This is a genomic window from Halovulum sp. GXIMD14793 (assembly GCF_054457435.1).
Genome location: NZ_JBTLNE010000040.1, coordinates 14330 through 33790 on the forward strand (window position 1 = coordinate 14330; position 19461 = coordinate 33790).

22 protein-coding genes, 2 tRNA genes and 2 pseudogenes are annotated in these 19461 nt (G+C 57.7%); 8 read left to right on the plus strand and 18 right to left on the minus strand.

Features of this window, described 5'->3' with window-relative positions:
* Window positions 1–58: 58 nt before the first annotated feature.
* Complete coding sequence (locus tag ACW9UQ_RS12350; RefSeq protein ID WP_458931327.1) at window positions 59–238, plus strand: hypothetical protein; 180 nt, start codon at window positions 59–61, stop codon at window positions 236–238.
* A gap of 278 nt (window positions 239–516) precedes the next feature.
* Here ACW9UQ_RS12350 and ACW9UQ_RS12355 read toward each other — a convergent pair.
* From ACW9UQ_RS12355 to ACW9UQ_RS12395, 9 genes are all read right to left on the minus strand, one after another.
* Window positions 517–592 (minus strand) — tRNA-Glu (locus ACW9UQ_RS12355).
* An 18-nt stretch (window positions 593–610) separates the two neighbouring features.
* Window positions 611–877, minus strand: a complete 267-nt coding sequence (locus ACW9UQ_RS12360; RefSeq protein WP_458931328.1) for an SEC-C metal-binding domain-containing protein — start codon at window positions 875–877, stop codon at window positions 611–613.
* Between the two features lie 196 nt (window positions 878–1073).
* A complete protein-coding gene (locus ACW9UQ_RS12365) occupies window positions 1074–2006 on the minus strand; it encodes an AEC family transporter (protein WP_458931329.1) in 933 nt (310 codons plus the stop codon).
* Window positions 2007–2013: 7 nt separating this feature from the next.
* Window positions 2014–2811, minus strand: coding sequence for an MBL fold metallo-hydrolase (locus tag ACW9UQ_RS12370; protein WP_458931330.1), 798 nt, complete (start codon window positions 2809–2811; stop codon window positions 2014–2016).
* Window positions 2804–3607 carry a TatD family hydrolase gene (locus ACW9UQ_RS12375; RefSeq protein ID WP_458931347.1) on the minus strand — a complete coding sequence of 268 codons (804 nt, stop codon included), beginning with the start codon at window positions 3605–3607 and terminating at the stop codon, window positions 2804–2806. The genes ACW9UQ_RS12370 and ACW9UQ_RS12375 overlap by 8 nt, the downstream gene beginning before the upstream one ends.
* A 21-nt stretch (window positions 3608–3628) precedes the next feature.
* Entirely contained in the window at window positions 3629–4747 is a 1119-nt protein-coding gene (locus ACW9UQ_RS12380; RefSeq protein WP_458931331.1) for a DNA polymerase III subunit delta', read from the minus strand.
* A complete protein-coding gene (tmk, locus tag ACW9UQ_RS12385) occupies window positions 4744–5364 on the minus strand; it encodes a dTMP kinase (protein WP_458931348.1) in 621 nt (206 codons plus the stop codon). The genes ACW9UQ_RS12380 and tmk overlap by 4 nt, the downstream gene beginning before the upstream one ends.
* The gene (locus tag ACW9UQ_RS12390; protein WP_458931332.1) at window positions 5361–6506 is read right to left on the minus strand and encodes a D-alanyl-D-alanine carboxypeptidase family protein; all 1146 of its coding nucleotides are present in this window, start codon (window positions 6504–6506) and stop codon (window positions 5361–5363) included. Before ACW9UQ_RS12390 ends, tmk begins: the two co-directional genes overlap by 4 nt.
* Window positions 6507–6544: 38 nt before the next feature.
* Window positions 6545–7492 carry an SPOR domain-containing protein gene (locus tag ACW9UQ_RS12395; RefSeq protein ID WP_458931333.1) on the minus strand — a complete coding sequence of 316 codons (948 nt, stop codon included), beginning with the start codon at window positions 7490–7492 and terminating at the stop codon, window positions 6545–6547.
* A 233-nt stretch (window positions 7493–7725) separates the two neighbouring features.
* On the opposite strand from ACW9UQ_RS12395, the gene ACW9UQ_RS12400 reads away from it, so the two are divergent.
* Window positions 7726–7813, plus strand: a tRNA-Ser gene (locus tag ACW9UQ_RS12400).
* Window positions 7814–7853: 40 nt separating this feature from the next.
* Window positions 7854–8168, plus strand: a complete 315-nt coding sequence (locus ACW9UQ_RS12405) for a hypothetical protein (RefSeq protein WP_458931334.1) — start codon at window positions 7854–7856, stop codon at window positions 8166–8168.
* Between the two features lie 421 nt (window positions 8169–8589).
* On the opposite strand, the gene ACW9UQ_RS12410 is transcribed toward ACW9UQ_RS12405, so the two are convergent.
* From ACW9UQ_RS12410 to ACW9UQ_RS12440, 7 genes and pseudogenes are all read right to left on the minus strand, one after another.
* Entirely contained in the window at window positions 8590–9429 is an 840-nt protein-coding gene (locus ACW9UQ_RS12410) for a Fic family protein (protein ID WP_458931335.1), read from the minus strand.
* A gap of 105 nt (window positions 9430–9534) precedes the next feature.
* Window positions 9535–10688 (minus strand): annotated as a pseudogene (locus tag ACW9UQ_RS12415) (IS3 family transposase).
* Window positions 10689–10976: 288 nt separating this feature from the next.
* Window positions 10977–11936, minus strand: a complete 960-nt coding sequence (locus ACW9UQ_RS12420; protein ID WP_458931336.1) for a carbon-nitrogen hydrolase family protein — start codon at window positions 11934–11936, stop codon at window positions 10977–10979.
* 27 nt (window positions 11937–11963) lie between these two features.
* Window positions 11964–12560: an OsmC-related (seleno)protein gene (locus ACW9UQ_RS12425; RefSeq protein ID WP_458931337.1), complete on the minus strand. Its 597-nt coding sequence runs from the start codon at window positions 12558–12560 to the stop codon at window positions 11964–11966.
* 27 nt (window positions 12561–12587) lie between these two features.
* A complete protein-coding gene (fdxA, locus tag ACW9UQ_RS12430) occupies window positions 12588–12914 on the minus strand; it encodes a ferredoxin FdxA (RefSeq protein ID WP_458931338.1) in 327 nt (108 codons plus the stop codon).
* A 105-nt stretch (window positions 12915–13019) separates the two neighbouring features.
* The gene (locus tag ACW9UQ_RS12435) at window positions 13020–13712 is read right to left on the minus strand and encodes a nitroreductase family protein (protein WP_458931339.1); all 693 of its coding nucleotides are present in this window, start codon (window positions 13710–13712) and stop codon (window positions 13020–13022) included.
* Window positions 13713–13722: 10 nt separating this feature from the next.
* Complete coding sequence (locus ACW9UQ_RS12440; protein ID WP_458931340.1) at window positions 13723–14592, minus strand: nitroreductase family protein; 870 nt, start codon at window positions 14590–14592, stop codon at window positions 13723–13725.
* A gap of 130 nt (window positions 14593–14722) precedes the next feature.
* Between ACW9UQ_RS12440 and ACW9UQ_RS12445 the strand changes: the two genes are divergently transcribed.
* Both ACW9UQ_RS12445 and ACW9UQ_RS12450 read left to right on the plus strand, forming a co-directional pair.
* Complete coding sequence (locus tag ACW9UQ_RS12445) at window positions 14723–15532, plus strand: ferredoxin--NADP reductase (RefSeq protein ID WP_458931341.1); 810 nt, start codon at window positions 14723–14725, stop codon at window positions 15530–15532.
* Between the two features lie 30 nt (window positions 15533–15562).
* Window positions 15563–16345, plus strand: coding sequence for a helix-turn-helix transcriptional regulator (locus ACW9UQ_RS12450; protein WP_458931342.1), 783 nt, complete (start codon window positions 15563–15565; stop codon window positions 16343–16345).
* Window positions 16346–16350: 5 nt separating this feature from the next.
* Here the strand turns inward: ACW9UQ_RS12450 and ACW9UQ_RS12455 are convergent, their stop codons facing one another.
* Window positions 16351–16557 carry a hypothetical protein gene (locus ACW9UQ_RS12455; RefSeq protein WP_458931343.1) on the minus strand — a complete coding sequence of 69 codons (207 nt, stop codon included), beginning with the start codon at window positions 16555–16557 and terminating at the stop codon, window positions 16351–16353.
* Between the two features lie 492 nt (window positions 16558–17049).
* A complete protein-coding gene (locus ACW9UQ_RS12460; RefSeq protein WP_458931344.1) occupies window positions 17050–18189 on the minus strand; it encodes an NADH:flavin oxidoreductase/NADH oxidase in 1140 nt (379 codons plus the stop codon).
* A gap of 153 nt (window positions 18190–18342) precedes the next feature.
* On the opposite strand from ACW9UQ_RS12460, the gene ACW9UQ_RS12465 reads away from it, so the two are divergent.
* The 3 genes and pseudogenes from ACW9UQ_RS12465 to ACW9UQ_RS12475 form a co-directional block, all read left to right on the plus strand.
* Window positions 18343–18660 carry a hypothetical protein gene (locus ACW9UQ_RS12465; protein WP_458931345.1) on the plus strand — a complete coding sequence of 106 codons (318 nt, stop codon included), beginning with the start codon at window positions 18343–18345 and terminating at the stop codon, window positions 18658–18660.
* Between the two features lie 32 nt (window positions 18661–18692).
* The gene (locus ACW9UQ_RS12470; RefSeq protein WP_458931346.1) at window positions 18693–18968 is read left to right on the plus strand and encodes a transposase; all 276 of its coding nucleotides are present in this window, start codon (window positions 18693–18695) and stop codon (window positions 18966–18968) included.
* 200 nt (window positions 18969–19168) lie between these two features.
* Window positions 19169–19461: pseudogene (locus ACW9UQ_RS12475) on the plus strand (DDE-type integrase/transposase/recombinase); the annotation flags it as partial.

Consider the following 19461-nt stretch of genomic DNA (forward strand, 5'->3'; position numbering starts at 1 on the left):
GTAAAAAGGCTGATTATATAAGGTCTTTCGCTAAGCGAGACTCCAACAAAGGTGCCGAATGAAAGGCTTCATCAAAGCGCTGTCAATATTCTACGCACTGATGGCCATTGCTGTGGCAATCGCCGTGCAGCCGATCCCGGCAAAGACCGGACCGGATATGCTAACCAAGTTGCAGGTGGTGATCTTCTGGCCAAAGGCAGCATTGATGTATTTGCCAGAGGAACAGGACGGCGAGTAGCCCGTTCCAGCCCGTCAATGTTCCGCATATGTTTTGGCGATGCACATGCACCAGCCAGACGGCGAACACTGGACTTGAGGCCTGGCTTGGCCGTGCGCCAGCGGTGGATATGCAAAAGCCGTTTCCGGCTGAGCGGATGCGCCTTGAGGGTGGCCAGGACTGATTCCTAGCCCGCAAATCTGCGGGACACCCTGATCCTAACCTATTGATTTGATTTAGGCCGTTTTTGCCCCCTGCGGGACACCGGACCGTTGAAATCATTCAATAAATCAGGGTGCTGGCACGCCCAACGGGACTCGAACCCGTGTTTCCGCCGTGAAAGGGCGGCGTCCTAGACCACTAGACGATGGGCGCTTACGCGTGGAGGCTTAGCTACTGGTTTCGGCGGACTGGTTCAAGGGGGTTTTTAGGGCTGATTGAAAAAAAGTGCCCGATTGAAGGGATCCTTACCGCGCTTTTTTTCGAGAGAGGGATAGGAAGGGCAATAAAAGCCGAGCGCCGGATCACCGGCGCTCGCGGAAAATAGTAATCCCTGCGACTGCCATCATGTCTGCCGCTCTTCAGGCAGCAGCGCTTAAAGCGCTTGCCAGAGCCACAGGGGCAGGGATCGTTGCGACCAAGCTTTTCCTGAAGTCCCACATCGCCCGCGCACCGTTTGCACGCCGGTCTTCACCCGTGTTTCGGACGGGAACGACTTACGTCTTTTAGAGATGACCTCGAAAGGAGGCGCGATCTTCCGATTTAATGCGTTTTGCCATGACACCCTCCATCAATTGGTTTTGGATCGGGCGGGTTTTATAGATGACAAAACAAGCGATAGAAAGCGCAATCAGGTTCAAAGCGCATGCAAAAGGTTCAACCAGACCGGCACGCTCAGCAGGGCCAGCCCGGTGGCCAGCAACACTGTTGAGGCGGCGATGTCCTCACTGCGGTTATACATGGTGGCAAACACATAGGTATTAACCCCTGGCGGCATGGCGGCAGTCAGGGTCGCAGCACGCACAAAATCCGGGGGAAGGTCTAGGATGTGGTGGCTCAGCGTATAGGCGATTGCCGGGTGCGCGATCAGCGACAGGGCTGAGGTCATCAGCGCCGGCCCAATGGCAGAGCGGATGCGATACCGCGTGAGCACCCCACCCAACGAGAAAAGCGCCGTGGGCAGGGCGGCGGCCACCATCATCTCCAACGCGCGCTGGCCGACCTTCGGCAGCTCAAGCCCGCTGAAATTCGCTGCGAATCCCAGCAACAGCCCAATCATCAGCGCGTTTTTCAGCATGGCGCGCAGCACGGCCTTTGCTGTTCCGGCAGGCCCGCGCCCATCTGCCCGACTGATCTCCATCACCGTGATGCCCAGCAGATAGCAAAACGGCGCATGGATCGAGACAATCGCGAATGTCGCGTCCAGCGCCAGCCCGCCAAAGGCCAGCGTGACGATGGGAACGCCAAGAATAACGGAATTGGAAAACAACGAACCGAAGCCGATCGCCACCGCCTCGCCCGGGCGTTTCCCGAAAATCAGGCGCGCGCCAATAATTCCGATGGCAAAGGTCGTCGCCGCCCCGGCATAGAAGGAAAACAACAGGCGCGGGTCGAACACTCGGCTGAGATCCAGGTTCATTGCCGCGCGGAACAACAGGCAGGGAATGGCGATATTCTGCGAGAATTTTACCAGACCGTCTAGATACTCGTCCCGGAACAAACCTGCCTTTGTCAGTCCGTAACCAGCCCCGATGATGATAAAGACCGGCAGAACGACATCCAGCAGCATCCACATGTCAGATGTCGAACCTCAAGCGCAGCCCGTCATAGGCTGGGAGCACATGATCCGGGGTTTCAGCGGCGACGGTGGCATAGTCCAGATCAATATGCATATTGGTCAGAACGCCTTGCTGTGCACCGCTGTGCGCAATCCAGTCCAGCGCGGTTTCCAGATTGATATGGGTCGGATGCGGCGCGCGGCGCAGCGCATCCAAAATCCAGCAGCGCAGCCCCTCCAGTCGCGGCCAGACCTCATCCGGCATGTCCGAGGCATCCGGCAGATAGACGATATCATTAAACCGGAAGCCAAGCGCATTGATCCCGCCATGCGGCACCTCGAACGGATCAAAGCGCAGTGTGCCGCCAGCCCCGGAAATCTCGACCGGCCCGTCGATCAGGTGCATTTCAAGGATGGGCGGATAGGTGGACCATTCGGGTTGCTCAAACGCATAGCCAAAGCGATCACGCAGCGCCTCGGCCGTGCGGGCATTGGCCCAGACCGGCAGGCGTTCGCGCATGTTGAAAACAATCATCCGCAGATCGTCGAGCCCATGCGTGTGGTCCGCATGTTCGTGGGTATAGAACACCGCATCCAGTGTGCCGACACCGGCCGCCAGAAGCTGCGCACGCATATCCGGCGATGTGTCGATCAGCACCCGCGTTGTGCCTTCCCCATCCTGGCGCTCCACCAGGATAGAGCATCGCTGGCGGTGGTTCTTTGGGTTATCCGGGTCGCACTCCCCCCAATGCCCGCCCAATCGCGGCACTCCGCCGGACGAGCCGCAGCCCAGAATGGTGATGACCAGTTCAGCCATCCGCAGACCATCTGGCGGCTTTGCTGAACAGCCGATCAAAGTTCTCGGTGGTGGCCTTGGCAAAATCGGCCTCTGATATGCCGAACACCTCGGCGCCGGTTTTGGCGGTGTGGGCCGTGTAGGCCGGTTCGTTGCGTTTGCCGCGATACGGGACCGGTGCCAGATAGGGGCTGTCGGTCTCTACCAGAATGCGGTCCAGCGGCGCGCGGCCGAAAATCTCGCGCAATTCGGTGGATTTGGGAAAGGTCGCGATGCCCGACATCGACAGATAAAACCCCAGATCGAGTGCGGCCCGGCCCAAAGCCTCGGATGACGAAAAGCAGTGCATGACGCAGGAATAGGCACCGTTGCGATGCTCCGCACTTAGGATGTCAGCCATATCGTCGTCTGCGGCGCGCGAATGAATGATCAGCGGCAGACCGGTCTGGCGGGCAGCCTCAATATGCAAAGCCAAGCTTTGCTTCTGCACATCGGCAGTGTCCGAGGTGTAGTGATAATCCAGTCCGGTTTCCCCGATCCCGACGCATTTGGGATGATCGTTCAGCGCCACCAGTTCGGCCACGCTGGTCATCGGCTCGTCTGCTGCGTGCATCGGGTGGGTGCCTGCCGCAAAAAACACTTCGTCATGCGCCTCAGCAATTGCACGCACCTGATCGAGGGTCCGCAACCGGGTGCAAATGGTTACCATGCGGGTCACACCTGCGGCCACCGCATTGGCAACAAGCTGGTCGGTCTGACCCTCGAAATCAGGAAAATCCAGATGGCAGTGGCTGTCGACGAGTGTCACGGGGGCAATATCCTGTCGGGCTGGGCGGGGTCAGCCACGCACAAGCGCCAGACGTCCCGCAGTCTGTTCAATCTGCAGAAACATATCAAGGATCACCTGCCCGGGGTCAAGGTTCACCGCCCGTGCATGGGCGGCGCGGGCCTGAACCTGTTGCAAGGTCTCGGACCAGGCGCGGGCTGCGGGAACATCGGGACACAGGCGGGCTGCGATCTCCTGTTCCTCGGGCAGCAGATCAGCAGGACCCGCAGCACCCGCCCGGGCCAGTCGCCCCAAGGCCAGTGCGGTCAGACGCAGGATCATCTCAAAAACCGGGGCGGCGTCACGTTCTGTGCAGCGATCGCCAAGTGCAATCACCGCGGTTCGGTCCATGCGCGGTGCCGCTGAAAGCAAGCTGAGGATGCTGTGATAGTGCTTCATCCCGTCGCCCATCAGCAAATCCACGGCCATCCCGACCGAACCATTGGCCAATGCGAATAGCGTTGGATCATCGCCTGCGTCGATCTCGGCATCGGTCAGCGCGCGGCGCAGGTCATCATCGGTCAGCGGGTTCAGCCGCAGCGCCCGGCAGCGGGACCGGATGGTGGGCAGCAGACGCGCCGGGCTGTGGCTGATCAGTATCAGAACCGCACGGGCAGGGGGTTCTTCCAGCAGCTTCAGGATCGCATTGGCGGCAGAGCGGTTCATCTCATCCGCACTGTCCACAATCGCCACACGCCAGCCACCCTCGGCCGCTGACATGGCGAAATGGCCCTTCAGTTTGCGGACCTCATCAACGGTCAGCTCGGTGCGCAACCGCTTGGCTTTGTCATCACAGGCACGGCGGCAGAGCGCGATCCCGGGATGCGCCAGTTGTTCGGCTTGCCGGAAAACCGGGGTGTCCGGCTCCATCTGCAGGCTGGCGGGCAGCGCATCGCCAAACAGACCGCCACCTGCGCCGGTATCAGCGGCCAGAAACCGGGCCATCCGCCAGGCCAGCGTGGCCTTGCCGATGCCGCGCGGTCCGGTGATCAGCCAGGCATGATGCAAGCGCCCCTCTGCGTGGGCGTCAAGAAACGCCTGTTCTGCCAGGCCATGGCCGTACAGATTGTGCGTTTGGCGCGGATGCGGCGCGCCGTCGATGCGGTCGGCTTGTGGCAGGTCGTCGCTCATGTGTGAAAACTGTCAACCGCATCGCGGATGCGCAGGGCGACATCCTCGGCGGTGCCAGTGGCGACGATCAGGCGGCACCGGTCAGAGGCTTCGGCAGCCAGATCGCGAAACCCGGCACGAAGGGCGGTCTGAAACCCGGCCCCCATATCCTCGAACCGATCTTCACCGGAGCTGCGCGCCAGCCCACGGCGCAAGGCTGTGTCTGCATCGATGTCGAGGATCAGTGTCAGATCCGGCTCTTGTCCGATCATCAGGTCATGCAGTTGATCCACACTGCCGCGCAGATCAGCCCGAGCGACGCCTTGGTAGACCCGGGTGCTGTCCGCGAAACGGTCGGTGATAACGGTTTTCCCAACACTTAGGGCAGGGCGGATCGTGCGCTCCAGATGATCCCGCCGCGCTGCGGTGAACAGCAGAATTTCGGTCTCAGCCGACCAGCGCCCCGGCTCCCCCTCAACCAACAGGCGTCGGATTTCCTCCGCCCCGGCAGAGCCACCGGGCTCACGCGTCAAAACAACATCTCGGCCCAGGCCGCGCAAATGCTCGGCCAACAGCCGCGCCTGGGTGGATTTCCCGCAGCCGTCGATTCCTTCGAAACTGATGAAGCGCGCAGTCAGTTGATCAGATCGCCCGCAGCGACCACCAGCTTGTTTGTCAGAATTCCCGCAGAGGCACGGACGCGTTTCAGAAATCCGCCTTCCGCCACATCCGCCGCAGCAGCCAGCGGCACGCGGGTCTCGCCAAGCGTTGGGGTTGAGATTACTAGCTCAGCAACCGTGCTCCCCGCCTTTATCGGAGCCTCCAAAGGTCCGGTATAGACAACGTTGACCTTGAGCTTGTCCCGATCCTCAAAGGCCAGCAGTGTATCAACGGGGTTGGCCGCCACCAGATCAACCGTATCAGCTTCACCCAACCATACATTCGCGGCTGCGATCTTGGTATCCGCCTCAAACAGACGTTTGCTATAAAACTCTCTGAACGCCCAGTTGGTCAGGTTTTCTGCCTCCAGCAGCCGCTCCTGAGCTGAGGACAGGCCGGTCAGCATAAATGTCACCCGCCGACCATCGCGCACGGCAGAGCCGACAAGGCCATAGCCTGCCTCTTCTGTATGCCCGGTTTTCAGGCCATCCGCACCGATATCAAGGCCCAGCAACGGATTGCGGTTTTCTTGCTGAATACCGTCCCAGGTAAAGGTGGTTTCGCCAAAAAACGAGTAATATTCAGGAAATCGGTTGATGATCTCGGTTGCCAAGATCACCAAATCCCGTGCTGACATGCGATGGTCGGGATGCGGCCAGCCGGTGGCATTGGCAAATGTCGATTGATCCATGCCCAGTTCGCGGGCGCGGCGTGTCATACGATCGGCGAACTCGGCCTCAGACCCGGCCAGGCCTTCGGCCAGCACAACGCAGGCGTCATTGCCCGATTGCACAATCACCCCAAGGATCAAGTTCTGGACGGACACCTGTTCCCCCTGCTTGAGGAACATCTTGGAGCCGCCCATCTTCCACGCCTTTTCCGAAACGCGGAATGTCTCAGTCAGGGACAAGCGCCCCTCCTGCAGGGCTTCAAAGACCAAAAACAGGGTCATAAGCTTCGACATGGAGGCGGGCGGCAGCGCCATCTCGGCATTTTTTGACAGCAGCACGGTGCCTGTGTCGTGATCCACCACAAGGGCCGCGCGCGCCCGGGTGTCTAGTGCAAAAGACGGCAGGGCGGTAAGAATAACCACCGCCGCTGCCAAAACTGTTCTGATCATTGGGCTACCCCCGTGCAAACGATTCCACGGATGACAGCTTACTTGATCGGGAAGGCGTCTTTGAAGCCCAATGCGCGCACTTTCTTCAACTGTGCTGTCTGCTGTTCGGCTGAGGTGACAGGCCCGACAACCACGCGGAACCGGTTCTTGCCGCCCGAGCTTGTAATTCGCGCCTCGGCGGGCACACCACCGGATTGCAGTTTACGCACAATGTCATTCGCCGCTTTAGGCGAAGACACAGTGGCCACCTGAATGTAAGGATTTTTCACCGCGGACGGGGCCGTTGGTGCGGCCGGCGCAACGGCTGCTGTTTCCACAGGTGGGGTTGCGGCAGGTTTTGTCGGCGCAGCAGCTGCTGGCTTCTCGCCGGTCTCAGTCGCCTTGATCGCACCCAACACGCTGGCCTCTAGTGCTGCGGTCTCAATGCCTGCAGGCGCGGCTTCGGTCGCTTCGCCATCTGTTTCGGCCAGTGTCTCGGCGTCTTCTTCTCCGGTGCCCTGTTCCGCAAGGACTTCGTCTACCGGTCTCTGCGTCACAACCTCGACGGCCTCACGACGCATGACGACAATCTGCAACTCCTGCGGGCTGCCTGCGGTTAGTCCAAGTGCGGCGGCTGCATCCGAAGACACCATAATTGGCGGGCCGGGCAGCGTCACGTCACGCTCAAACAGACTGCCGATGACTTTCTTGCCATTTGCGGTGTTGGTGATCCTTACACGATCAGGTTGCACATCATCGGGTACAGCGATCCAGATCCCGCCAAGCGAGGGACGCCCGTCCCAAAGACCTTTGCCGCGCATCTGGAAGACATCCGGTGCTTCGACATCTTTTTCCTGAATTTTCAGGCTACCGCCTGGGATATTGACTGTCTCGGTCCGTGAGGCACCACCCCCCGAATTCTCGCCACAGGCAGACAGAATTGCTGCGCAAAAAACCGCCGACGCGCTCAGCCGCAGGACCGCCGGGTACTTGGATGAGATGGACATCTATGTCCCCCTGATTTTGTCCGCCAAGCCGTCACTGCTCTGACGAGCGTGCTGCGAACGACCTTTTGGGACTCTGCTCTACCTAACTTACGGCTTTTTGCCGCTTATTGAGAACAGTCTAATCAAATTCCAAACAAAAGGAAAGAACACATCCCCTCTGGACGTCGGTGGTTTGTTTGTCATAGAAGCGAACGGTCGACAGGGTCTTGCGCTTCGCAGGCCCGCCCGGCACCGGAAGGGTGGCAGAGTGGTCGAATGCACCGGTCTTGAAAACCGGCGATGTGCAAGCATCCGTGGGTTCGAATCCCACCCCTTCCGCCATTTTACCTTAATAAGCAATGTGTTGAGGGTCTTTTTTGAGGTGACCATCTTCTATCCCCACAAAGGGAAAATTCTAGAAATGGCCTTCGGAATGTCTAACAGACAAACAGAAATTCAGATGAGAGTTAAAGCTTTTGCCGCTTGTCGTAGCCAGACGCCGCCGGCGACTATCCTCGACGAAACAGGGTCTCCAACTGACGAGTTTCTCGACTTTGCTCTGCAAAATAGTGTCAATCTTAAAGCGTTTCGAGTTTACCTTGAGACATCACATAAAACCGAAACGCGTACACCATATAGGCTTATCACTGCGTTTCAGGATAATCTTTTGTCTCAGGTTTATCCCGAAACGCTTTAACTGGGTATTTGCCGGCGACGGGCCGATCGAACTTGATCTCGAATCCTCACCTAGGGACGCATTGTGCCGAATCGCCGAACTGTTCAAGGATGAGGGCAACGACTACCTGCTGGGATCGATGAAGGGTCTCCGAGACTTCATAGAAGCAGTAGAGTTGATGATCGAGTCCGATGGTGTTCGAGATACGGACAGGAGCTACTTGTTCCACCACCTCATTCCCAGAGCACTTCGCGATTTCAATCAGTTGAAGAAAATTGTCAGGAAAATCTTTGAAGAAGCGAAGTCGACGGATTAAGCATACTTGCACAAATTTTGCGCTCGACCTGATGTAGAGGGCAGGAATTTTGTTGCCTCTTTTATGAGGTTCAGGAGTGATAATTTCGGAACAACATAATGCAATTTCATAAATATTCAGATTTTTTCAAACGATACGAGATATCGACCAAAATATTGCAAGTATAAATTTTGCCGAATTGCCAAAGAATCTACGTGAGCAGGCTCTAGTTACCCCTCCGCCGTTCGCGTGCCAGCGCCATTCCCATCTCGGGCGCGATCTGGTGCCTCGACCTACGGAAACTGTCTGCATCAGAAGTCGAGACGTTGATGACGACACCGCCGCCCATGTGATCGCCAAGTTGGTTGTTTGGAATGACTTGCGACCCACGAGGTAGATTGACCAATTCCGGCCCCGCCTCGCCAACCAGTCGGGATCGTTGCCCTTGAGCGTCGTCTGGGTGCGGCGCAGGCTCTTGTAATAGATATCTTTGTTCTCTTCGATCACGCTTTCCAGCGAGGCATAGGGCACGTAGGCATAGCCTGCCCTGAGCAGCATCAGCGTCGTCAGGATGCGCGATAGCCTGCCATTGCCATCCTGAAACGGATGGATGGCCAGGAACTGCACCGCGAAGACCGCAACGATCAGTAGCGGGTGCAGAGCCTCTTCCTCGGTTGCCTTGCGGACCCAATGCACCAGCTCTTCCATCAGGCGCGGCGTCTCGAACGGGGTGGCGATCTCAAAAACGACACCGATTTCCTTGCCGTCCGCATCCATGGCGACCACGTGGTTGTCGAGCTTTTTATACTCGCCGCGATGCCGCTCATCCTTGGTGCTGTGGCGCAAGAGAACCTGGTGCAACTGACGGATATGGTTTTCGGTTAGGTTCAGCAGGCCGGTTTTGTGTTTGATGATCTTGTCGGTAGAATTCAACATTGTGGTTCCCTCGTTTGATGGTTTGGTTCGCACCACCATCAAAACGGACAACCATCATCTCACTCAAGAGATGCGCCGTCCCCATTCCAGCTCGCTGGGAAGGGGCGGTGTCAGATCACATCGAGACTAATTCAATTGAACAGTTTCCGACGTGACTTAAGCTACTCTTTGCACCTGCTGATCGGGTTTGTATGTTTCATTTCTCTGCCAATAGACCACAGCGGGTGGTTTGCCGCCGAGCGCAGAATGTGGACGTTTGTGATTGTAGAACTCCATCCATTTTTTGATCCCGGCTTTGGCCTCTGACCCGGTTTCCCAGGCATGGAGATAAACGCACTCGTATTTCAGCGACCGCCACAGGCGTTCGAAAAAGATGTTGTCGAGGAACCGACCCTTGCCGTCCATCGAGATCCGGGTGCCGACCTGCTTCAGTCGGTCAGTCCAAACCAAGGACGTGAACTGGCTGCCCTGGTCTGTGTTCATGATCTCGGGCGGGCCGAACTTGTGGATGGCTTCGTTCAACGCATCGGCGCAGAACTCAGCCTCCAGCGTGTTTGAGATACGCCACGCCAGAACCTTGCGGGTGTGCCAGTCCATGATTGCCACCGAATACAGGAACCCACGCCGTATCGGCAGGTAGGTGATGTCTGCCCACCAGACCTGATTGGGCCTATCAACGCGCAACCCGCGCAGCAAATAGGGGTAAATCCTGTGCCCCTTTGCCGCCTTGCTGGTGTTGGGCTTCTGATAGATCGACATAAGGCCCATCAACCGCATCAGGCGTCTGATCCGTTTCTCGTTCACGAGATGGTCTTCATTACGCAGATGCCATGTCATCTGCCGCACGCCGTAGAAAGGCGTCTCCAAGAACTGCTTATCGATCACACGCATCAGATCGAGGTTCATCTCGGTCTCGCCTTTCGGCTCATAGTAAAACGATGATCGCGAGATCGACAGCAACGCGCATTGCTTGCCAACTGACAGCCCGGGTAGGTTCGGTTAAATCATCTTGCGCCTCACTTGCCGGTCCAGGGTTTGAGCTTTCTGGCCAAAAAATCGTTGGCGACGGCCAACTCCCCGATCTTGGCGTGGAGGTCTTTGACCTGCTCTTCATTAACTTCCGGTGCCTTCCGACTGCCACGCTCAAAAACACCAGACGCGCCTTCCAAAAAGGCCTGTTTCCACTGATGGATCATCGTCGGATGGTCGCCGAACCGACTGGCCAATTCGCTGACCGTCTCTTCGCCCTTCAGCGCCTCTAACGCGACCTTAGCCTTAAAATCTGGGTGATGTTGCTTCCGTTTCGACATTCCTGATCTCCTTCGTGTTGAAGATCAGCAGACTACAAAAAACAGCTTACGTCAGTGTCCGAATTTCGGGGGGGTAGCTCACTCCGACCGCTGGAAAGCACCAATTTCGAAACAATGACAAATGATTGTCCGGGGCTAACGATCGCAAAAAGTTGAACGAGGGCGAGTGTTGCCAGAGGGATAAGAAATTCCATCGCTATTTCCACTATGTTTGTTCACACAACATTTGTTCGAGCAGGAAACAAAAGCAAGCCCGATGCTAAAGTGATCGGCCAAAAGCGGAGCGCTTTAGAAGTCGGTCTCGCTAACGTCCACCGTACTCTGCCGCGATCGGTTAACAATCAATCTGGTGACATCTGGCCGGGAATAGTGACCCGCAAGATCAAAGTTTTGGCGTTCGCGGCGAACCAGAGAATGATCAAACTCGGCGACCAGCAGTTGCTCCTCGCCGACGACGGGTTCAATTATCCACTCTCCATCGGGACCAGCGATAGCCGAACCGCCGCCTGCCAAAACACTGGGGCAACAGTCGAGCATCGGTGCGGCGGGACTGTCGTGTGGAATATCAGACGCCTGCAATAGCCCCGAAACAGAGATGACAAAACTGCGGCCTTCTTTGGCCAGAAATTGCGTGATGTCGCCGGTATTGTGCAGACCGCCGGGCCAAAGTGCGACATGCAGATCCTCGCCTTGCCCATAGAGGGCCGCACGGGGCAGGGGCATCCAGTTTTCATAGCAATTCAGGCTGCCAACCGTGAACGGTCCAACGGGATGAACCTGCAGCCCGTGCCCATCGCCCGGGGACCAGACCAGACGTTCCTCGTAGGTTGGCGTGAGCTTGCGATGAACCGAGGCGATCTCTCCATTCGCGGAGATATGAACGCGGGAACAGTAGAGGCTGTGTCCGCCCCGATCAGCAGGGCGCTCGACGATGCCAATGATCACGGCGATGTTTTTGTCGCGAGCAGTCTGACACAGCCCATCCAGGTGGCCCGCTTCGATCTGAACGCCTTGCTTCAGATAATGTGCGAAGATGTCTTTCTGCAAATCTGAGTTGAACCGTGCGCCATCGGTATGTTCGATCCAGAAAGGATATCCGGGAACCAGGGCTTCACCAAAAGCGATCAGATCGCAGCCTTCTCCTGCGGCCTTTTCGATCCATACCCCCACTTTGTCGAGCGTTGCGTCCCGGTCCAGCCAGACCGGGGCGATCTGGGCCGCCGCGACTTTCAGCGCGTCATCGGACATGGTGCACCCCTTACGGTTTGCGTGGACTTAGCCGCCAGCTTCGTTTGATGTTTCCACCCCATTATGCACCAGCCGCGTGGACCATGGGATCGGGTTGCGCATGGCGTGGTGGGCCATACAAGCCCCCTCGGCTTCCTCAAGCAATGCCCGGATTTTCTCTTCTGACTCGGGGCTGTCGATGATGACATGGGTTTCCACATGTTCGGTTTCGCCCTCGGTCGTGTGGCCCAGCTCGCGCATTGTGCCAAGGTTCGTCTTGAACCGGAGTTTCTGTTCGAGCTTTAGGCTATCGACCTGAACCTTGCGCGCGGTCAGAATGTCCGTCAGGTGGGTCATCAGACAAAAGCCGATCCCGGCGCAGAAAAAGGCAAGAGGCGGCGGCGCGGTGTCGTCGCCAACGGGGGGCTGTTCGTCACAATAGAGCCTGACCGGGCTGAAGCCGGGGATATTGACTTGCACAACACCGGTTTTCTTCTGCTTCTGGTGCGCCTCGGCTGAAAGCGTAACCTCAAACCGCAACGGCTCCGGCGGGCGCGACTTGTGAAAAGGCGCCGCCTCGACATGCTTGAACTCGGGTTGAGTGTCAGAAATTTCACCAACACGGTATTCGGTTTTCTGTGTCAATATCGCTGTCTCCGGGAATGCGATGCGCTAGGCAAGAACCTTGACAAACTTATCAAATTTCTCCGGCACACCGTCCATTATTTTGGCATCAGGCAGTGGGTCCTTTCGCTCGGTGATCACGGGCCACTGCTCCGCCAGCTCACGGTTACGCTGAACCCAGATGTCCGTCTCCGGTTCGGTATCCGGCCGGATTGCATCTGCCGGGCATTCAGGCTCGCAGACGCCACAGTCGATGCATTCTTCGGGGTTGATCACCAGCATGGTCTCGCCTTCGTAGAAACAATCTACAGGGCAGACCTCCACGCAATCGGTGTATTTGCACGCAACGCAATTATCAGTGATGACGTATGTCACGGCATTCTCCTTACAAAAGGTCCCGGTCAGCGCCACGATGGCGGGTTACTGACCGGGGCCAGGTTTGCACGTGGCATTTAGTATGTGCCGCGCACAGGGAGGATCTCATTCCGAAACTGTCAGAATCTCGGAAAGGGGTTTCTTGATCTTCGCGACAGCCGGAACCTTGGCATCCTCGGCCGCATGCCCCACGGCCACGATCATGATCGGCTTCTCAGAATCAGGCCGCCCCAACATCTTGTTCAGAAACCTCATCGGGTTTGGGGTGTGCGTCAGTGTCACCAGACCTGCATGGTGCAGCGCCGCCAGCAGAAACCCGCAGGCGATGCCGGTGCTCTCGGGCACGTAGTAGTTCTTGAATCGCGTGCCGTCGTCGAACTCGCCCCAACGTTGCGCAAAGACCACGATCAGCCAGGGGGCATCTTCCAGATGGGGTTTGTGGTCATTGGTTCCGATGGGTTCCAGCGCTTTCAGCCACTCGTCCCCCGCACCGCCATCATAGAAGCGGCGTTCTTCCTCTTCGGCCGCGTCCCGCACCCGCTTCTTGAAGGCCGGGTCGGAGATCGCCACAAAATGCCAGGGCTGGTGATTGGCCCCCGAGGGCGCGGTGCCAGCGGTGCGGATGCATTCCTCGATCACGGCGCGCGAGACCGGGCGGTCCGAGTAATCCCGCACGGTGTGGCGACGTTTCATTCTGTCATAGAAGGCCCTGGCCTCGGCCAGCATGTCCTCATCCGACAGATCCAGGCGATCTGGCAGATCAATTGGTTCATAGTTGATGTCTTCGCGTGCAAACATTCACGTGTCCTTAATCTTTGTCCTGTTGACGGCGTTTCGTGGCCTGACCCGTGGTTCGGGGTGCCGAAAAGTCGGCCTCGGGTTGCAGGGTGCCACTTGGGTTGGGTGTCCCGCTCGTATAGGCCGCGTCCCAGTCGCCCAGTTTCTCGGCGCGATCATCCCAGTCTTGAAGGTTTTCCTGGTCGCGATACATGGCGAACGGCCGCAATGTGCTTTCGAAAAAATCCACCTGTTCATGGGTGCGGAACTGTTCCGGCAGGTAGCCGTTCCAGTGCAGACATTGTGACAGCGGCCGCCGGTAGCGCCGGTCCTGCGTCGCGGCCGGAACCCCGATCGGGATGGTGCCATAGGCCTTCATCCAGTCCGGGTAGCCCAACACATCCGACAGTTCCTTGTTGGTAACATCTTCGCCCCCGCCCGAGAGCCAGGCAGAGGTCAGGCCTTCGGCGGCGACCCCCAATTGGATGTTTTGGACGGCTGCACCCAGCGAGCACAGGAAAATTGCTTCATTGTTGTCGAGATATTCCGCCTCCCATCCCTGAGACGTCGGTTGTGGAAAGCAGACCTTCCAGCGCGGATCGCCCAGAACGATGATAATGGCCACGGTATTGGCCAGATAGGTCTTCTTGACTGCCGGGAATCCTTTGGCGTGATCCACCAATCGTTGTGCCTGGCGCAGAAAGACCTCTGTCACCTGATCGCGCAATGCGGGCTCATCCACCACGATGAACTCGAAGCACTGTGTGTTGGCGCCCGAGGGTGCCCAGCGGCCGCAATCCACGATGCGTTCGAGGGTCTCTTTCCCCACAGCCCTGCCGGGTTCGAACTTGCGCACGCTGCGGCGCTTGCGGATTACGTCCTGAAACAGCTGATCGGTCATCCCAGCCTCCCTTTTGGCCAAAAGCGTAGCCACATCAGAGGGCGGTCGCATTCCTCATTGATGAGGATAGGAAATTGAGTGTGTCCCCGGCTTTTACTTGTCTGGAAGAACACCTGCCTGGAGACATGAGATGGACCTGCAAACAGACCAAAAGACTGACCTGGAGACCCCGCCGAAGGGTTTTTTCGCGCTGCAGGTGCAGGAGGTGCGCCACTATACCGACCGGCTCTTTGCCTTCAGAACCGAGCGACCTGCTTCGTTCCGCTTCCGCTCGGGCGAGTTCGTGATGATCGGGCTTCTGGTCGACGGCAAGCCGCTGGTGCGCGCCTATTCCATCGCCTCGCCGAACTGGGAAGATCACCTGGAGTTCTATTCGATCAAGGTGCCCGACGGCCCGCTGACCTCGCGGCTGCAATCGATCAAGGCCGGCGATCACATCCTGATGCGTGCCAAGCCGGTCGGGACGTTGGTGTTCGACGCGCTGTTGCCGGGCAAGCGGCTGTTTCTGTTTTCGACCGGCACCGGAATCGCGCCCTTTGCCAGCGTCATTCGTGATCCGGAGGTGTACGAAAAGTTCGATGAGGTCTTTCTGCTGCACACCTGCCGCGAAGTCGCCGAACTTCAATACGGGATCGACCTTGTCCAATCCGTCCGGGATCATGAGTTCCTCGGAGAATTGGCCCGGGACAAGCTGCACCACCTGCCGGCCGCGACGCGCGAGCCTTACGAGAACACGGGCCGCATCAGCACCTGGATTGAGGATGGGCGGTTGGCGGAGTTTGCGGGCGGACCTCTCGATCCCGAAACAGACCGCGTGATGATTTGTGGATCCATGGCGATGCTGCAGACATTAAAAACGATCTGCGAGGCGAAAGACTTCATCGAAGGCTCCAACTCGGAGCCCGGACAATTCGTGATCGAGAAAGCGTTTGTGGACTGACAAATCCATCGAGTGCGCTAGACTGGCGATATGCTGCTTGAGAAAAACGTCACAAATGCGCTGCCCACCGTGGATATTGACACAGCGGTCGCCTCGGCGCTCACCGAGCGTATCGGGCAACAGGAGTTCGTCAGTGCTCTAATGGCGTTCGGTCGCGAGACCGCCGCCGCCGACCTTATCTCTGTGTTCTGTATGGGCGATCGGGACACACCTTTGTTGATCGGCACGGCATCTATTCTGGGCAACAACCGGGCAGAACTGGCCGCGAAGAACTACGTGCGCCACAGCTCTGTTGACAGGAATGCTGAGCTGCTGACCAGACCGGAGACCCCAGGGGATTTTCTGACGGTGCAGACGTCCGAAAGCATCCAGTCGTTCCCCTACAGGCGCGACTGCTACGAACGCCCGAGGATCGGCGCCCGCATGTCACTGATCCGTCGACGACGCGACTATGGGTTGTCTGTCAGCCTCTATCGCGCTGTCGAGAGCCCGCCGTTTCGGGACAGCGAATATGACAGGATCGCCGCACTTCTTGGTGTGATGCTGAACGCCACCGAACGCCATGTGGCCTTCACCCTCAAGGACAAGGTTTGGAGGGAGGATGACATCCAGATCCGACTTGCGCTGAACTATCCCGAGATGACGGATCGGGAGCGCGAGGTTGCGGCTATGACAGTTAAAGGCCGAACCGCGTCAGAGATCGCAGCGATTCTCGGCATTGCCGAAACAACGGTGATCACCCACCGAAAACGAGCCTACCGGCGCATGAATGTCTCGAACCTGCGCGAACTGATGGCGACCTACAACGCGTAAAAGCTTCAGCCGCGCAGCTTGTTCACGACAAAGCCGACGACCATCTGCACCACCATGCCGGAAACACCGCCTCCGACAAGGTTGCCGGCGATGGCCCCGAAATCCATCCCCGCAGCGGCGTCCCCACAGGCAGCGCCCAACAGCCCGCCAAGCAACTGACCACCGCCGACACCGCCAACGGCACCCGCAAGAAGGTTCCCAATGCCACCCATATTGGAGCCGCCTGGCCGCACCTTAAATCCTCTACGAGGTCAATGTGCTGGTATCAGGCGGCTTGCGCGGGCTGATGAAATAGGAGGGCATGCAGATGATCGTCAACTTCGAGACCCATGCATCAAACGAACGCACGTTGCCATTGTTAACCGGCAAGAGGGGCATCCAATCCATGAGTTATCGTTACCTGCTAGCAGCAGAAAGCTAGCGCACTTGCCGTGCAATCGGAAAATTCTCGATGTGACAAAGCCTGTTGCGCGGCTTTCGCGCTTGTAGTCCGCTATCGCTCGAACCTGAACGAGCAAGCGGATCGCCGGTTCAGTCGACGCGACCAGCCGCACAATGATCTGTCCGCTTAATACGGTGACGCTCCCATGTTGACCATACTCGTCGGCTCACTACGCCCGCCCTTTTCTGTCGTTTCTCACACGAGGGCGAGAAAACGTGGAACCACATGCGATAGTTGGCACGCTTGGAGACCGATCCGAAGGCTACCCCCACAAACCAAGTCTGGTCAGCAGACGTTTGCGTTTCATAAGCCACCATCCAAATTCTTCGGGCCACATGTCATAATCGTCATCAAGCCCCAGGTCATTGGCGGCATGAAGCGGCCAGTTCGGGTCTTCCAGAAGCTCTCTCGCAAGGGCGATGAAATCGGCCTGTTGCGCCTGAATGATATGCTCACAGGCCTGTGCTTTCCGAAGAAGCCCGACCGCCATCGTCGGCATGCCCGTTTCCTGCCGAACCTGCTCGGCGAACCGAACCTGGTAACCCTCTTCAATCACCATTCGGCGGGGGCGTTCGGTTCCACCAATGCCACCAGTTGAGCAGTCGATCATATCCACACCGGCGGATTTCAAGGCCTTGGCCGTTGCAACCGTATCTTCAACATCCAACCCTCCCGGCAGCCAGTCGGTGGCCGAAAGCCGAAAGGCCAGCGGATAGTCTTCTGGCCAGTTCTCCCGGATGGATCGGGCAACTTCGACAGCAAAGCGGCGGCGGTTTTCCGGGGAGCCGCCCCATGCATCCTGCCGTTGATTGCTGATGGGCGAAAGGAATTGATGCACAAGGAACCCGTGCGCTGCATAAACTTCGATTATTTTGATCCCGGCCTCATGTGCCCGATGCGCTGCCTGGCCGAAATCCGAAATCACTTTTTTGATTTCGGCCTCTGGCATCTCAAGCGGGGTTGGCCACCCATCGGCAAATGGAATGGGTGATGGCGCGATGGTTTCCCAAGATAGTTCGCCGCGCTCAGAAAAATCTGTGCCGTCCAGCGGTGCATCGCCATGCCACGGCCGTCGTTCCGAAGCCTTGCGCCCGGCATGTGACAGTTGAATGCCAGGCACTGCGCCTTCCTGTTCAAGGAAAGCTGCGATAGGCCGCAGTCCTTCAACTTGCGCATCCGCCCATAATCCGAGATCGCCCATCGTTCGCAATCCGCGTCGTTCCACGGCGGTTGCTTCAACATACACGAGCCCGGCACCACCCATCGCAAATCGGCCCAAGTGAACCAGGTGCCACGCGTTGGCATGGCCGTTCCGGGCCCGGTATTGGCTCATCGGAGAAACGGCGATCCTGTTCTTGAAATGCACGCCTCTGAGTTGGTAGGGAGAAAAAAGGGCAGACATGAGGGTGGCCTTTCAAAGTCTGTATGTGGGAATAAAATAACTGGGTCGCTGAGCAATGCTCAACGACATGGTGTGATTGCGGCGGCCGCTCTCCGGTGGTGAACGAGGTCCGGTATATTGGCCTCATGAATATAAGCAGTGAGGAGAACGACCATGAATTATTATGCAGGATTAGAAGTATCTCTCAAGGAGATTTCGATTTGTGTTGTCGATGATGGCGGGAAGATCATTGCGCGCGGTAGCGCGCCCGCTGATCCGGATGGGGTCGCCGGTTGGTTGAAGAACCGTTCTTTGACACCCGACCGGATCGTGCACGAAAGCGGTCAGCTCTCAATCTGGCTACTGCGTGGCTTGACCCAAATCGGCCTGCCCGCGATCTGCATTGATCCCCGCAAGGCTCACAAAAGTCTGTCTGCGCGATTGAACAAGTCCGGCAGTGAAGTGGTCCCAGAAATCCGGACAGTTGGCTAAGGTGTATCCCAAACCTCTGAAGGGATACGGACATGGCAAAACGCCGGAATTTTTTAGATCAGTTTAAAGCCAAGGTGACGTTGGAAGCGTTGCGCGGCGACAAAACCGTGCAAGAGATCGCGGCGAAGCATCAGTTGCACCCGAACCAGGTCAGCACGTGGAAACGACAGGCCATCGAGGGCATGGCTGACGTGTTCTCAGGCGGCAAGCAGAGCGGCCCGACGGAAGCCGAGGTCAAAGAACTGCATGCCAAGATCGGGAGGCTGGCGGTGGAGAACGATTTTTTATCGGAAGGGTTCAAAAGGTGAGCCCGGCAAAGAAACGCGCGATGATCCAGCGCGGCCATCCCAAGCTGAGCATCAGTCAGCAATGCAAGCTGGTGAACCTGAGCCGGTCGGCATTTTACTACACGCCGGTCGGGATTGATGCTGCGACGCTGGAAATGATGAAAGAGATCGACCGGGTGTTCACCAAATACCCGTTCTTCGGGTCACGCCAGATCGCTGCCTACCTGCTTCTAAAGAAAGCTGACCTAATCACCGCACCAGACTATGTGGTGATCAAAGCGGCCGAAGAGTTCACGGACAAAACCACGGCCATTAACGAGATGTGGCAGACCGACTTCACCGACTTCAAGATAATCGGTTGGGGCTGGTATTATCTCAGCACGATCCTGGATGATTACAGCCGCTATATCATCGCCTGGAAGCTCTGCACGAACATGCGGGCCGAGGACGTGACTGACACAATTGAGCTGGCTCTGGCGGCGTCCGGATGCGATCAAGCCGTCGTTCGGCACAT